This window comes from Rhizorhabdus wittichii (genome assembly GCF_017607425.1).
GTDB classification, from domain to species: domain Bacteria; phylum Pseudomonadota; class Alphaproteobacteria; order Sphingomonadales; family Sphingomonadaceae; genus Rhizorhabdus; species Rhizorhabdus wittichii.
This window is the reverse complement of the sequence record NZ_CP059319.1, coordinates 1,689,658-1,704,001: the sequence shown is the minus strand read 5'-3', so window position 1 is coordinate 1,704,001 and position 14,344 is coordinate 1,689,658. Positions and strand designations below refer to the sequence as shown.

Sequence of the window (14,344 nt, the reverse complement as noted above, 5' to 3'; positions counted from 1 at the left end):
CCGACGATATCTAAACAGCTATAGCCTATGACGGGGGTCGCCATGAGCATCGCCGATCATCGCGAATATTTTGAGCGCCGCCTTTCGGAGAGCGCCGCGCTCGCCGAAAAAGCCGGCGATCCTGCGCTAGCACATGTCTATCGGCAATTTGCATCTCACTATGCGCGGGCGCTTGCCGAGGAGCAGCAAGGCAAGTTGCGTGTCATCAGCACCGGTCGTCGCGGATTGGCGAAATAGCTACGGCAAGAGCTTTCAGCGCCATATATCGTATTTTGCGATTTAAGCCTCGTACAGTTCGTCTATGAAAAGATGGCTGTTTTCTTACCACCTAAAATAGATTTGTTGCCCTGTACGAGGCTATAAATGCCATCTATGGCATATCTGGCACCGGGCCTACAGTTTGGCACGTGTCGTGCGGTTAAAGCCTTAGCCCTGCTAGCAACGTGACCATATTATCATCGATATTGAACTCGTTGTACCGAGTGTAGTTACCCTCAAAGCCAACATAGAAGCTTTTGGAAATGGCGTGCTGCCATCCAACGCCTACTCGCCATCCATCCAAGCTGCCAAAATTTTTGACCTTCATCCTCGAATAGCCGCCGGTGGCGTATATAAGGCTGTTTTCCCCGATCCTTGGCCCGATCTTGAGCATCGCGGAAAGGTCATGGCTCTTGGAAAGGCCGAAATATTCTGTCGTCGAGGAATCCAAGCCGACATCGAAGCCGATAACGATGTCCTTGCTTGCGGGCGCTTGATACCCCGCCCTAAAGCCGTAGGTAACGCCATCTGGATTGCCTATCTCGTCCAGGCGCTCATAGCCCAGCCGAACCTCGACATTCGCACCTGTTAATCCATCGGCAAGAGCAGGTGATGCCATGCCGAGGGCAAGGCCGCTGATGAGAATGCTGCGGATAGATTTCTTAAGATGGGTGTTGATCACAATATCCCCCATTAATATTTAAGGTCAGCGAAGCTGTATCAGGCAGAATTCATGAGCTGACAGGTTCTTAAAATCGGATTATTATGTAACTAATTCTTGATAAACTGGCAGACTCCAGCGCCGCCGCCTAGGAAGCCCTTGGAAGGCCCAAACGCGCCGAAGTCGTATCCTTCGATAATCTGAGTTGCGATGTCGCCGACGAACAATACGGTATGCGGTTCAAAGCCCGTATAACCGCCATAAGAATTCTTAGCATTGATTAAGACGTTTACCGCCCATCCCTGCCAAGCCATTCCTTTTCCTTGAAATAGGCCCTTTTTGCAGTAGCCCGGAAGAATGCTGCCTATTTCATATTGTGCGCTGTCGGGGTCTTTGAGATAGGTTTGCCCGATGGCTTTTACGCCCGCCAGAATGTCGCGCGGCTGAGGGCCAATCTCCCCCACGCTGATGACTCGTTTTATCGGGCCCGCCGATACGGCAGATACCCCAAACAGTGCACTAGCGACCAGCAATGTTAATTTCATCATGATACCGCCCCTACTGGTTAACCTAGGGGCTACCCGGCCTAAAGCCGGGCGTTCGTAACCTTGCACAAGGACAAGGCGCTGCCGCTTGTGGGTTAGCTGCTGCCCGGCGCTCGACGCGAGGATATCCTTTTTTGGCCAAATTTTGGCAGGGAAGGAATCGGTCATGTCGAAGAAGATTGTGGCACCGGCTTACGTAGCGGCGATCGAGCGGGCGGAGGCTGATCCGTCCGCGGCGCGGTTCTGGGTTGGTCTGGACGTCGGCTATAAGAGCAGCGCGGTTTGCGTCGTCGATTGCGACGGAGCGATTGTTCACCAGGTCTCGATGAAAAGCAGCGCGACCGAGATCGGACGCTATCTGCGTAAAAACTTCAAATCGCATGTCACCCTTATTGGCATCGAGAGCGGCGGCCTCACGCCGCATCTGACGACCAAGCTGCGCGCGCAGGGCTTCCAGGTCGTGGTGCTCGATGCGCGGCAGGTGCATCGCGTGTTGTCGGTCAAACGGAACAAGACCGACACGAACGATGCGCGCGGCATCGCCGAGATTACACGGACGGGTCGGGAATATCTGACCGAGGTCTACGTCAAATCGAACCTGTGCTTCGAGATCAGGGCCTATCTCACCATGCGCGACCGTCTCGTCAAACAGCGGCGGGAAACCGAAGCGATGATCCGCGGCCTGGTTCGGGTCTACGGCGGGCGGATCGAGAGCGGGACGGAAACCGCCGCCGGCTACCGTAGCCGCGCCATCGACCAGTTGTGCCTGATCGCCGACACCGAAGGCGTCGATCTGCGTCCACGGGTCCTGCCACTGCTCGATCTATGCGAAGGCTTTTACGTCGAGGCCAACCGTATCGAGCGCGAACTGGAACTGCTGGCCGCATCGAACCCGATCTGCAGGCGGTTCATGGAGATCCCCGGCGTGGGTACGATCACCGCCATGTCGTTTTACAGCGCAATCGAGGACCCGACGCGCTTCCGGCATGTTGATGACGTGGCCGCCTATCTGGGCCTGACCCCGCGCGTCTATCAATCGGGCGAGAGCCTGACACATGGCGGCATCAGCAAGATGGGCAATCAGCTGACCCGCACGCATCTGGTCGGCGCTGCGACCGTCATGCTGTCGAATACCAAATCGTTCAGCACGCTCAAGGACTGGGGCCTCAAGCTCAGCAAGCGGATCGGCTTCAACAAAGCGAAGGTCGCGCTCGCGCGTAAGCTGGCGATTATCATGTTCAGCCTGTGGCGCGACGGCACCCACTTCATGGCCAAGGCGGCCGACGTGTCGGCGCACCGTGCGCTGATGCAGGGCCGGCTACCGGCTTAACCGCGCAGGCCACACCAGGTTCGCCCGCACAATAGCGGCGAAACAGTCCTCCCGGGAGGCGGAGGGATCGGAGACTTCGGGACTAAAGGTGAGGTGGCGACAACCTCGTTACGCTTGTTGAAGCTCCACCCTTTGCACGTGAATGCCCATACTGCGGCAGGCGATCGGCCCAACGGCCATGGCAAGCGCCGGACCGCGAAGAGACTGTTGCACTCCGGGATGGATGATGTGGACTTGCAATGATCGACGGAGAAGAAGATCATGACATAGCCTAATAAAGCCAGGATATCCTCTTCAGGAGGGCAGCAGCTAGAGACTTTGGGCGGGTAGCCTTGGACAAATAGGGTCGTTGCGGTGGGGATGCGGCTGAAAGAGGCTGCCAGTTGCGAGGGTGCGATGCACGACTCGCCGAAGTCACCGCAGAAATCGGAGGCTCTCCATGGCGATGAAAGTCGAGCCGGCGGATGTGATCCGGCATGAAGCGCTTTTCAGTGTAGGTCTTGATGTCAGCCAGCGCAGCACGAGCATCTGCGTTGTGGATGAGCAGGGCCAGGTTGTTCTGGAAGGCCAAGCGAAGACCGACCCGTTCGAGATCGGTCGCTATTTGCAGAAGCGGCTCGACGGTCCGCTGAAGCTGGGAATGGAAACGGGGAGCCTGGCCGCATGGCTCTATCATGGTTTGCGCAAAATGGGCTTCGATGTGGTCTGCATGGATGCGGTGCATGCCCATCGGGCCTTGTCGCTGAAGCGGCACAAAACCGACCGCAACGATGCGCGTGGCCTGGCGGAACTGCTCCGCATGGGTTCCGACTGGATGAACATCGTCCATGTCAGGGAGCAGGCCAGCCAGGAATTGAGGGTGCAGCTTGCCGCCCGAGGTCGGCTGGTCAAGCAGCGTGTCGACCTCGAGAACGAGCTTTGCGGCCTGCTGAAGCCGTTTGGCTTTGTGGTGGCCCGCGGCAATGTCGGTGCAGAGACCTTCCGTGACAGGGTGGTCGATGCCCTGACGCATGCGCAGGACATAGGGATCCAGATCAAGGCTCTGCTGCTACCATTGCTTGACGTGCATCGGGTGCTCGCGCGGCATATCACCGATGCCGATGCACGGCTTGAGGCTATTGCGGCGACTGAGCCAATCTGCCGGAAGCTCATGACGATTCCGGGCGTAGGCCCCGTCACAGCGCTGGCGTTCCGTGCCGCGGTGGATGATCCATCGCGCTTCAAGACCGCCGCCGATGTGGGCGTGTATTTCGGTTTGACGCCGCGTCGGCAGCAATCCGGCGAGAAGGATCGCCACGGCCGCATCAGCAAGCGCGGCGATGTCGGCATGCGCCTGCATCTGGTGCAGGCCGCCACGGTCCTGCTCGTCAGCGTCAAGCGCTGGTCGACGTTGAAAGCCTGGGGCGTGAGGCTTGTGAATCGTATCGGCTTCAACAAGGCGAAGGTGGCCGTGGCCCGCAAGCTCGCCACCGTCATGTACAGGATCTGGCGTGACCAGAGCGTCTTTCGCTGGGGCAAGGCGACCATGGAACCTGCGGCTCCTGCCGCGGCGACCAGCTAATCGTCCGACACCAGCGGAACCTGGGCGGGCGGTCTGAACCCGCTCGGGCGTTACCTGCAGGAACGGCGGGGAGGCGACCTTGATGTACGCGTATTGTCAGACCGTCCAATGGGCGATCATGACGTTGTTGACATATGAAGGCGCCACTCGTGGAAGAACCCCAAACTGACGGCATCCGGCTCGCTCCTCCAGAAGAGGACCTAACCAACGGCCGGAACGACCTCGAAGAGAATAGCGAATCCTGTCAGCGAACGCGCACCATCAGGCAAAGGAGGGTCTGACTATGTGGCGATGAGCGATATCCCCTCTTGACCACCGCAACGAGAGAATACGCGTACGCCTCCCCGACCGCATGGGTTGGAGAGTGCTGTCACGGCCGCACCTGGCCGCTTATCGAGGGGTTCTCACGCCCCACCAGCCTTCTGGGCCGGCAGAGGGGGTTTAACTTGATCGTTAGGGGAAGGCTAGGCCTTTGCCTCGATCGTTGGGAAGCGGACATTAAGCGGCCGCCCCAATCCAAAGCCCGTTATGACCCTCTTTGGGCCGATGAACGAACCCGCTACGCGGGAGGGGCGCTCGCGTACTCGACCAGCCCATCAACGCCCAGAGCTTCACCGATTATGTCGAGCAGTTCCTCGTCCCTACGCTCTCGCCCCGCGATATCGTCATCAATCTGAGCAGTCACAAGCAGCCTGAGATCCGCAAGGCCATCCGCAGCGCAGGCACCAGGCTACTGTTCCTGCCGCCATACAGTCCCAATCTCAACTCGATCGAGCAGGTTCTTAGCAAAACTCAAACATCTGATGCGCAAGGCTGCCGAGCCTACTCATGAAGCAACATGGCGGCGTATCGGATCTTTGCTCGATGCCTTCAGCCCTGCCGAATGCCGCAATTACCTCCTCAACTCAGGCTATGGATCAACCTGACTAAGATCCATCATAAGCGCCCCGGCGCTAAGGGGGCCACACGGGGGCGAGCATTCAGGCGAACGGCGCGGCAGCGAGAATATTCGGGCTCTGGACGATGACATTGCACCACCGCTTGGCCCGGGTGACCGCATTGTAGAGCAGGCGGCGCTTATGTTCGGCATCTCCCCCCACCTGATAGGGCCAGATGACCACGACGCCGTCGAACTCCCGGTTCTTGGCCTGCTGCACCGTCATCGCCGTGAACTGATGAGAGACGCCGCCGCCATGCTGCCGCCGCAGCGAGACCTGCCGTGCGATGACCGCCTCGATTTCTGCGCGCGTGAAGTTTGCGCGTCCACAGGCGTGAACCTGATTTTCGACCCATGACAATGTCGCGCGCACCGGGCCGGTGCGAGGCATCGCGCGCAGCGCCGCGCAGGCCACTACCGCTGGTGCATGGGTCTCGAGATCGAGACCGGCCAGGATCGCCTGCGCCTCGTCCCGGTCATTGCCCTCCCAGTGGATGGTATAAGGCCCAGTATTCTTCTTGCCGCATGGCCCCTGGGCGACGCGAGCGACGACCGACATCGCGAACCCGCCTTGTAGTGCCGGCGTGATCACCGCGACATCGCCGCCCTGTCGCCAGGCGATCGCATTGGCGAGCAGGGTCGCCGCTAGCGGCACGCTCGAACCCGGCGGGAGCAGCTTAAACCCGTTACCGTTGACCGGCGCATTGCCGCCGCGGATCGCGGTCGCTGCAGCCAGCAAACCTGGCGCGTCCGTGCGATGGACCTGCACCAGCGTCTCGGGGTTCGCGTCCTGCTGGAGCCAGGCGACAAGGGGATTGGGTCGAAGCGTCTGATCGAGACACTGGAATTCGTCGGCGGCGATCAAGGCGTGAACCGTACCGGCGAGCGCCCTGAGCATGCGCAGTCGCTGTGGTTTGAGATCCTGCCCCTCATCGACGAGCACGATTGGGAAGCTCGCGGCCACCCAAGCGCAGACTTGCGGTTGCTCGAACAGCAGCCCAGCAGCATCGCATACGCTGTCAAACTCGCCCTCTGCCACAGGCGGAATGGCGAGCGCGGCAGCGAGCCCGCGCCAACGTCGGTAAATGCGCCAGGCGAAAGCATCGATCGTGCAGCATTCGACGCGACCGCGCAGGTTTGCGACCGAACGCAGCCGTTCGGACAGGCGCCGCCGAGAGCCGTGCATGAAGGTCACGGCAAGGACACGCTGCCCGTTGCCCAGCGGATGCGTCTCTAGCCGCTCGGCCAGCATCGCCATCAGCCGGTGCGTCTTCCCGCATCCTGCACCACCTTCGACGGCCTGGATGGTCACGGCGTGAACACCTTGATGGCGAGATGGTTGGGGTCCGCCACAAAGAGCGGATTATCGACACCTTGAGCAACTTCGGTGATCGCGTTGAGGAGTGACCGCGCCCGGGCGCAACACGCCTCATTGGTGCCGATCGCCCCGGCAATCGCCTCGTAGCTCGAGCTGTCCTTTTTGAGCCCGCCGGCCGCGCGCACCTCACTCTTCAGCCGAGCGACGAGATCGGCAACGTCCGCCGGCGCATTGTCGATCGGGATTGTCGGCAGGCAGGCAGCGGCGTCGGCATCGATGATCCAGCCGATCACGTCCTCAAGCATCTGGCCGTCGGCCCAGCGCAAGATGACACCTGTATTGGGCGCGCCGGCCGCGACCATCGCATTGGCATAGCCCACACCTTCGGGATCGCCGTCCACCAGCGCAAAAACGCGCGGATGAAGCGGCGTCATCGCGGCGACGGTCCGCACGACCGAACCGTTGTGCGTGGGAATGACACCGACAAAGGCATCGAAGCGGCATTCGTCTGCCGCCGCCCAGCTCTGGTGCAGGTCGACGGCGCGGACGAGCAGGCCCAGCCACTCATAGTCGGTGCGGCCTTCAGGGATCAGCACGAAGTCGTGCATGACCGCCGCGATCGTCTCGACCCGGTTGACCTGAAACAGCTTGCGGACACTGTTGGGTGTGTCGGCCGGCAACGTCGACTGCAGGAGCGGCACCGAGGTCAGCGCGCCATCGTCGTTGCGCAGGACCGCGACGCCGCTTGGGTCCGCCAACGCCGCGACCATTGGCGAATGGGTCGAGACCAGGGTCTGGCGCGACAACGACTGGATGCGATGCACCAGCCGCCGCTGGAGTGCCGGCGGGACGTGCAACTCGGGTTCCTCGAGCGCCATCCAGAAATTCTCATCGGCTTCGACCCTCAGCCGGCCGAACTGCAGGAGCAGCAGCAGATGCTGGAGCGATAAGAGTCCGCTGCCGTGCCGTTTCGCAGGGAGCGGCAGGTCCACCCCGTTATGGGCATAGTGCGACACCACGGACTCGAGCAGGCCGTCGGAATCGGTCGGTGTTACCCTGAGGTGCAGCGTCGGGTTGGTGCGGAAGAAGCCGCGCAGCTCCTGATTAAGCCGGTCGACGATCGGCGACAGGCGTTCGTCCTGTTCGAGCCGCGCCTCCGGCGCGCGTAACCGGTCGCGCTCGGCGAGCACCGATTCCGAGGGCTGTCCATCGCCGGCAGCCACGACCCGCCGGAACAGCTCCGAACCGAACGATACCGTCCGGTCCCAGGTCCGTGCCGCTGGCACGAAGAAGAAGCCGAGCTCGTGGATCAGACGGGCGGGAAGGGGCGTAGCGGTCTCGTCATCGAAGACGTCGCCGACGCTGTCATCATCATGAAAATAGCGAAGCGTCTCGACTTCGAGCGACGGCCGATGAAAGCGTGCCGAGAAGGCGATCTGGCAGGTGAGCTTCCACGTCGGATCGGTTCGCGCGGGATGAACCGTGGCTGCTGCCGGGTTCCACCATTTGACGATGCCGCGGTCGTCCCGGAACCAGTCGGGATGCTGCGCGGGATCATCGTCGTGGAAGCCGATCACGGTCGCTGTCAGACGAATACGATCCTGCGGCTGCGGATTGCTGCCATAAAAATCATGCTCGGTTAGCTGCCGGATCATTCGATCGCGGCCGAACAACAGCGCCAGCGCCTCGATCACAGTGGTCTTGCCGCAGTTATTCGCGCCGACCAGCACCGTGTGCGGCGCGAAACGTATCCTACCGTTCTGCACGCCCCGGAAATTCTCGATCTTTAAGCTGGCGATCTCCATTCCATCCCCCTCTATCGATTGGATAGCTATCGGAGGAGTACCAGGCTGTCAGCAAGAGATCGGTCGGGTTTGATCGCGTTGACCAGCTCGATGGAGGTCGGTTGGGTGCTGTTGTGACGGTCGGTCACCCGCAGGCCAGCGATTGCTTTCCGCCGCATAGTCATAGTCAGCGAATTGCCATTCAGCATCGAAATGGGCTTCCTGCCGATCATCTGAGACCCGCAATTAAATGGCAGCTTCCGGGCTTGACCAACGGCTCGGCGAGCGACCAGGATTGAGGCGCAACGCGGGCGCGTCGAGCAGCGGTAACGAACGACCGCTTTCAGGCCGCCCGGTCCGGGCACCCAATGTCCGATTTTGCACCTCGTAATCGATCGTGCGCCGCCCGCCCGACCCCAGAACCCCTGGTCGTTCACCGATTCATAGGAGGCGGCGAACGACCTTTTCGTGAACATTGCTGCCATATAGCATAGAGAAGGACCCCACTGAAACCGCGGCCGATTGACCGGACACTAGATCGCTTAGAGAAAAACGTCCAAATTGGGAGACCTGATCACGCTGTCCGCGATTAACGCGCGTCGCTTCGTTAATATCGGTCCATCGCCGGTCAGTTTGAAACTATCTTGTCGCCGTGCCGACAGGATTTCGCCAGGGTTCGGGTCGTTGCGCTGTCGATAGAGGATGAGCGCGCTTTCGACATGCACGAGGTCGTCCTCGTCGGCCTTTTCGACCAAGATGCTACCTACCACTCGCACCGTGCGAGACGGCGGTGATTCCGCCCAGCAATGCCCGCTCATCAGGCGCGCCACCCGCGCGCGCAGCCGACTCTTATTGTCAAAAACGTGATGTCCGCCAGCCGAGGTCTCATCCCCATAGTTCGTCCGCGCGACGCGCAAGGGAACTTCATAGATCATCGCCTCGTCGAGTAGGTCGAGCCATTCCGTGAAGCGGCGCTCATCAAGCAATTTGGCTTCATAGGACAGGAAGCGGGACACTGCGGCAAGGACCGCGCTTTCCTCCAAATAGGGATGCGATGCCTTTGGGTCAGTCATGGTCGGCGCCCTCGCTACAGCCGTCACTGCGCATGTCATCGAGCCAGCGACGCCAGAACGCGCTCTGCATATATTCGCCATAGGTGGTATCGTAATATTGTCCCGGACCTTTCCAATCCGGGTTCGGGTCGATCCGTTTCTGCTGATAGTGGAAGCGAATCTCGGCCTTTCTGGCCCAGGGACTGCGCGCGGTTTTCGCCGGGCCTTCCCACAAAATTGAGTCGTCGGACTCTACCATGCCCCCCACCCCGAAGCCATATTGACCCGCGATGTAGGACTTGCGTTGCTCCTCCTCCGGCATGAAGGCAAAGTCGAGCTGCCAATGCCACATCTCCATGACGCCCGGCTCGAGAGGTTGCCAAAGCCTTATATCGGTGAAGGGCGTCGCGGGCTGACCCGGTTCGGTCGGGCCCGGGAAGCGCAGGAAGCTGAAGTTGGGAAAGATTGTTCCGATCGTGGGCGGCACGTTCTTGATGATGTCGAGCTGGGTTTCGTCTAGCTTCGACAGCTCGAACTTCGCGCGCAATTCCGGCGGATAGCCCCAATATTCATAGTCCGGACCGAACCAGTCCGACAGGGTATGGCCGATGAAGCTGTGTCCGTTCTCGAACAGGAAGCCGCGCGCCTTGTCGCCATTGGCGCGCGGATCGCTGCCCGGGCGGTTGGCGGTCGTCGCGGAGTAATGCGCGGTGCCGACATGATAGGAATCGCCGCTGAAATTTTCGGCGCCGCTCTTCCAGTCGGCCCGCATGATGAAGCGCTGCGGCGGCGCCAGGACACGCAGGCCGTCAGGATGCAGACCGAAAATGGCGTCGAACATCCAGAGCGCGCTACCGAGATAGTCGCGCAATGTCGGCACATTCTCCGCCAGGCATCCGAAGATGAAGCCGTGGACGCTTTCGACGCGAGGCGCCCGCAACAAGCCCCATTTTTGCGGGTCCGGGCGCTTCTCATAAGCCTGCGACATATCCGGCGCACCCACGAACTCGCCGTTATTCTTGTACACCCAGCCATGATAAGGGCAGCGAAACCGGGTGGTGTTGCCGGAATCCTCGAGGCAGACCGGCGTGCCCCGATGTCGGCAGTGATTGAGCAATACATTGACCTGCCCGTCGGTGCCGCGCGACACAATGACCGGATCCAGGCCAATGCGGCGCTGGACGAAATCCCCCGACTTGGGAATTTCGGTCTCATGCGCGAGGAATACCCATGTCCGCGTGAAGATTCGCTCCATTTCCGCGCGGAAGATGCTGTCGTCCTGAAACGGTTCGACCGGCATCAGGCCCTCGTTGAGCCCTTGCTCGACACGGTCGCAGACCTGGCGGACATATCGCGCCTCGTCGCCATCGTTGACAGGTTTATATCGGTACATCTGCTAAACTCCTCGCGCGCAACGCGGAAAGGGCGCCGCACTGTCGTCAGGGCCGGAAGCGGTCACGGGCGCCCCCTCGGCCTATTGCTATGCCGCCAGATAGTATTCGATCAGCAGGCCGTCGGGATCCCTGATGAACAGCGCCCGCTTAGCCGAGCCTTCCTCGACCCGGTCGAGTTCGATCTCCTCCGCATTTGCAGCTTCCAAGGAGGCATCGAACGCCGCGCCGTTCCGTGCCTGAAAGGCATAATGGCTGAGCGATGGGCTGTCGGCCTCCACCAGCACCAGATTATAGGGATAAGCGTCGACGCCGGCGGCGAGGTGGAGAACGGTCTTGCCGTCTTCGCTTGCCCGTTCGACGACGCGCAGGCCGATGACCTTGGTATAGAAGGCCTCCATCGCGTCGATTTGCGGCGTTCGCAGAACGGCGTGGGTAAGGCGCCACGGTTGAAGCACGCCGATGTCGGAGGGGTTCAGCCTGGGCGCCAGATCGATCAGCGAGCGCTTTTCGGCCGGCGCCTCCAACGGATTCCAGGCGCTCGTGATGAGATCCATCGCGCCGGTGCAGGTGGAGCGCCAGTCCTCCATCGTATCGGCATATAATTCATTCGAGTTGCCGTCGGGATCGATCAGATAGACGCTGTGCGCGATCTGATGATCCGCAGTGGCCCGGACCGGCAGGCCGGCCGCGACCATCTGCCGGTAGCTCTCGACCAACTCATGCTCGCTGTGCATTTCCCAGGCGAGATGGTTGAGACCCGGATGCAGGCCTGCCGACTTCGGGATCTGCACGCGCCCGTCGCGCGAAAGGCGGTCATGGCCATTCGACGTCTCGATGATGCCGACATCATGCGGCGTATGGCCCGTTCCCAGGAAGGACGCGCCGATGCCAGGCTCGGTAAATTCGACGTTGAGCCCGAGCACCTTGTTGTAGAAGCGTTCGGATCGCTCCAGGTTTTTCACCCAAAGGTTGACGTGACCGATGCGCCGGGGGGGGAAGGGCGCCGTGTAAGCGGACGGGTCGGACATGGGAACTCCTGAGATTAGATCTTGAGGTCATTCAGTTCGGTCGACGCGGCGCGGTCGGCGTGACCAACGGACCGCGCCACCGTCTCGATCGCCAGCCAGGCCAACAGCGCGAACGCGAAGTTTGCGATCGCCAGCAGGCGGAGTTCGTCAAAGCCTGGCGCCATCTCCGCCAGCTGCAGCAAGGCCAGGGGCGACAGGAACTGGCCGACGAAGAAGGCCGAACTCCAGCCGCCACCGCTCGTGCCACGGTGATCGGGCGGGGACAGCCTGAGAACGGCGGCCACTGTCGCCGGCACAAACATGCCGCATCCGAGTTGGTTGATGAACGCGCCGGTGACGAGGCCGGTGACGCCGGGCAATATGGCCGCGAGCGCGAGACCAATTCCTGCCACGACCGCGCTTGCGGCCATCAGTCGCGACAGCCGCACCTGGCTAACGAAACGAAAACTGATCGCGCCGATCGGATTGCCGATCCCGGCGATCGCAATCAACTGGCCTATCTGCGCCGAGCTCTCGATGTTGCGGAAGGTCAGCAAGCGGCCCAATTGCAAAGGGATCACGTAAAACAGGATCGCCGACACGATCGTCACCACGAAGATCATCGCTACGGCGGGGATCGACACGCGCTGCGTCGGCCGTCCCAGCTGCTTCGCCGCATGCGACCTCTGCGTCACGGCCGGCTCATAAATGACGAAGCAGGCGATGAGGAAAACGATGAAGGCTATCGCATAGGCGGCAAATGGCGCTCGCCAGCTGATACCGCCCAACGCACCGCCGAGAATATAGAAGCCAAGGGCCGCCAACCCGGTTACCGAGGCCTTGTAGGCGATCCATTTATCCCGACTCGGCCCGACGAAATAATCGCCGATGAGCGCGAAATTGACCGCCAGAATGACCGCTTCGGTGATTCCGAGGCCAAATCGCGCCGCCACGATCGCTATCGGATGCGACAGGAACAGGGGCAGCACCCCTAAAATGCCATAGAGGAACAGCGAGGCCAGCAACATTCTCCGCCGACCGAGGCGGTCGACCAGCAGCCCGCCGATCGGTGAGAAAATCGCGATCGCCAAAGCAGGCGCGGTGAGCGCGATCGCACCCATCCGCAGCGAGCCACCCGACATCGCCGCCAGGGCCTTTTGCATCGGAAACGCCACCGGTGACAGAAGGACGACCCCCATCACGGGCAGCGACGAGCCGGCGACGATGGTGAGCCCTTGCGTAACACCCGCCTGTCGGTCGCGCGCATGTCCAACCTCACTCATCTCCACGCTTTCTCTCTCTTGCTCAGCATCGCCGCGGGGCATTGGTGCGACCATGGCTTCTGCATCGGTCATTCTCCGGCCTTCACGGTCTCTCGCGCGATGACGATCTGCTGGATCTGGCTGGTCCCCTCATAGATGCGGAACAGCCGGACATCGCGATAGAAGCGTTCGATACCCTGATCGGCGACATAACCGGCACCGCCGAAAATCTGGACCGCTCGATCGGCGACGCGTCCGACCATCTCCGAGGCGAAATATTTGGCCGCCGCTGCGCCGAGCGTCACATTGTCTCCGCGATCGCGCTGCCGCGCTACGTCGAGCGTGAGCGCACGCGCCGCCAGCGTCTCGGTCTTGGAGTCGGCAATCATTGCCTGGATGAGCTGGAGTTGCGAGAGCGCTCGTCCGAATTGCCGCCGTTGCTGCGCGAACGCGACGATGTCGGCGATCAGCCGCTCGGCGATACCGACGCATATCGCCGATATGTGCAGCCTGCCGCGATCGAGGACGCGCATGGCGAGCTTGAAGCCCTCCCCTTCCGATCCAAGCAGATGAGCGGCCGGCACGCAGACCTCGTCGAATGTAACCGTGCAGACATGGGCGCCCTGCTGCCCCATCTTGCGTTCTGGCCGGCCGACGGTGAGCCCGGGCAAGTCCCGTGGGACGAGAAAGGCGCTGATCCCAGCGGCGCCCTCCCCTCCGGTCCGCGCCATGACTGTGAACAGGCCAGCTTTGTCGGCGTTGGTGATGAAGATTTTCTGCCCGCTCAGCCGATATGTATCGCTCTCCGCGCGGGCGCGCAGCTTGAGGTTCGCCGCGTCCGAGCCCGCCTCGGCCTCAGTCAGCGCGAAGCTGGTGATGAGCTTGCCACTTGCAATGTCAGGAAGCCACCGCGACTTCTGCTCGTCAGTGCCGTACATCACTAGACCCTGGCTGCCGATGCCGACATTTGTGCCGAACACGGATCGGAAGGCCGGACTGGTCCGCCCCATCTCGAAGGCGACGAGGCATTCCTCCTCGAACGTCAGGCCCAATCCACCATATTCGATCGGGATCGACAGGCCGAACAGGCCGAGCGCCCGCATCTCGGCGACGATCGAGTCGGGTATCTCATCCTTCTCGGCGACCTCTCCCTCGATCGGGTGGAGGCGCTCGGCTACGAACCGGCGCAGGCTGGAGAGCAACTGTTCGCGCGTATCGAGGTCAAGCGGCATCGT

General features: G+C 61.3%; 12 protein-coding genes and 1 pseudogene. 4 read left to right on the top strand and 9 right to left on the bottom strand.

The genetic code is table 11. The features are described from left to right. The first annotated feature begins 42 nt into the window (after positions 1-42). Positions 43-237, top strand: coding sequence for a hypothetical protein (locus HRJ34_RS08045; RefSeq protein ID WP_208633808.1), 195 nt, complete (start codon positions 43-45; stop codon positions 235-237). Between the two features lie 181 nt (positions 238-418). Here HRJ34_RS08045 and HRJ34_RS08040 read toward each other — a convergent pair whose 3' ends face one another. Beyond that, positions 419-940 (bottom strand): outer membrane protein, encoded by a 522-nt coding sequence (locus HRJ34_RS08040; RefSeq protein WP_208633807.1) that lies wholly within the window; start codon positions 938-940, stop codon positions 419-421. 89 nt (positions 941-1,029) lie between these two features. Further along, a complete protein-coding gene (locus HRJ34_RS08035; protein WP_208633806.1) occupies positions 1,030-1,632 on the bottom strand; it encodes a hypothetical protein in 603 nt (200 codons plus the stop codon). Between HRJ34_RS08035 and HRJ34_RS08030 the strand changes: the two genes are divergently transcribed. The 3 genes and pseudogenes from HRJ34_RS08030 to HRJ34_RS08020 all read left to right on the top strand — a co-directional run. Then, positions 1,631-2,794, top strand: a complete 1,164-nt coding sequence (locus tag HRJ34_RS08030; protein ID WP_208631982.1) for an IS110 family RNA-guided transposase — start codon at positions 1,631-1,633, stop codon at positions 2,792-2,794. The two genes, HRJ34_RS08035 and HRJ34_RS08030, sit on opposite strands and share 2 nt — an antisense overlap. 439 nt (positions 2,795-3,233) lie before the next feature. Continuing rightward, positions 3,234-4,355 carry an IS110 family RNA-guided transposase gene (locus tag HRJ34_RS08025; RefSeq protein WP_208631983.1) on the top strand — a complete coding sequence of 374 codons (1,122 nt, stop codon included), beginning with the start codon at positions 3,234-3,236 and terminating at the stop codon, positions 4,353-4,355. A gap of 580 nt (positions 4,356-4,935) precedes the next feature. Beyond that, positions 4,936-5,281: pseudogene (locus tag HRJ34_RS08020) on the top strand (transposase); the annotation flags it as partial. 54 nt (positions 5,282-5,335) lie between these two features. On the opposite strand, the gene HRJ34_RS08015 reads toward HRJ34_RS08020, so the two are convergent. The 7 genes from HRJ34_RS08015 to HRJ34_RS07985 form a co-directional block, all read right to left on the bottom strand. Beyond that, positions 5,336-6,604: an ATP-binding domain-containing protein gene (locus HRJ34_RS08015; protein ID WP_226949106.1), complete on the bottom strand. Its 1,269-nt coding sequence runs from the start codon at positions 6,602-6,604 to the stop codon at positions 5,336-5,338. Then, entirely contained in the window at positions 6,601-8,415 is a 1,815-nt protein-coding gene (locus HRJ34_RS08010) for an ATP-dependent nuclease (RefSeq protein ID WP_208633805.1), read from the bottom strand. Before HRJ34_RS08010 ends, HRJ34_RS08015 begins: the two co-directional genes overlap by 4 nt. A 521-nt stretch (positions 8,416-8,936) precedes the next feature. After that, positions 8,937-9,467 (bottom strand): aromatic-ring-hydroxylating dioxygenase subunit beta, encoded by a 531-nt coding sequence (locus HRJ34_RS08005; protein WP_100213070.1) that lies wholly within the window; start codon positions 9,465-9,467, stop codon positions 8,937-8,939. Beyond that, complete coding sequence (locus tag HRJ34_RS08000) at positions 9,460-10,839, bottom strand: aromatic ring-hydroxylating oxygenase subunit alpha (protein WP_016747532.1); 1,380 nt, start codon at positions 10,837-10,839, stop codon at positions 9,460-9,462. The genes HRJ34_RS08005 and HRJ34_RS08000 overlap by 8 nt, the downstream gene beginning before the upstream one ends. An 87-nt stretch (positions 10,840-10,926) precedes the next feature. Next, positions 10,927-11,868 (bottom strand): VOC family protein, encoded by a 942-nt coding sequence (locus HRJ34_RS07995; RefSeq protein WP_016747531.1) that lies wholly within the window; start codon positions 11,866-11,868, stop codon positions 10,927-10,929. A gap of 14 nt (positions 11,869-11,882) precedes the next feature. Continuing rightward, positions 11,883-13,202, bottom strand: coding sequence for an MFS transporter (locus tag HRJ34_RS07990; protein WP_208633804.1), 1,320 nt, complete (start codon positions 13,200-13,202; stop codon positions 11,883-11,885). Further along, positions 13,199-14,341 carry an acyl-CoA dehydrogenase family protein gene (locus HRJ34_RS07985; RefSeq protein ID WP_208633803.1) on the bottom strand — a complete coding sequence of 381 codons (1,143 nt, stop codon included), beginning with the start codon at positions 14,339-14,341 and terminating at the stop codon, positions 13,199-13,201. Before HRJ34_RS07985 ends, HRJ34_RS07990 begins: the two co-directional genes overlap by 4 nt. Between the last annotated feature and the right edge of the window lie 3 nt (positions 14,342-14,344).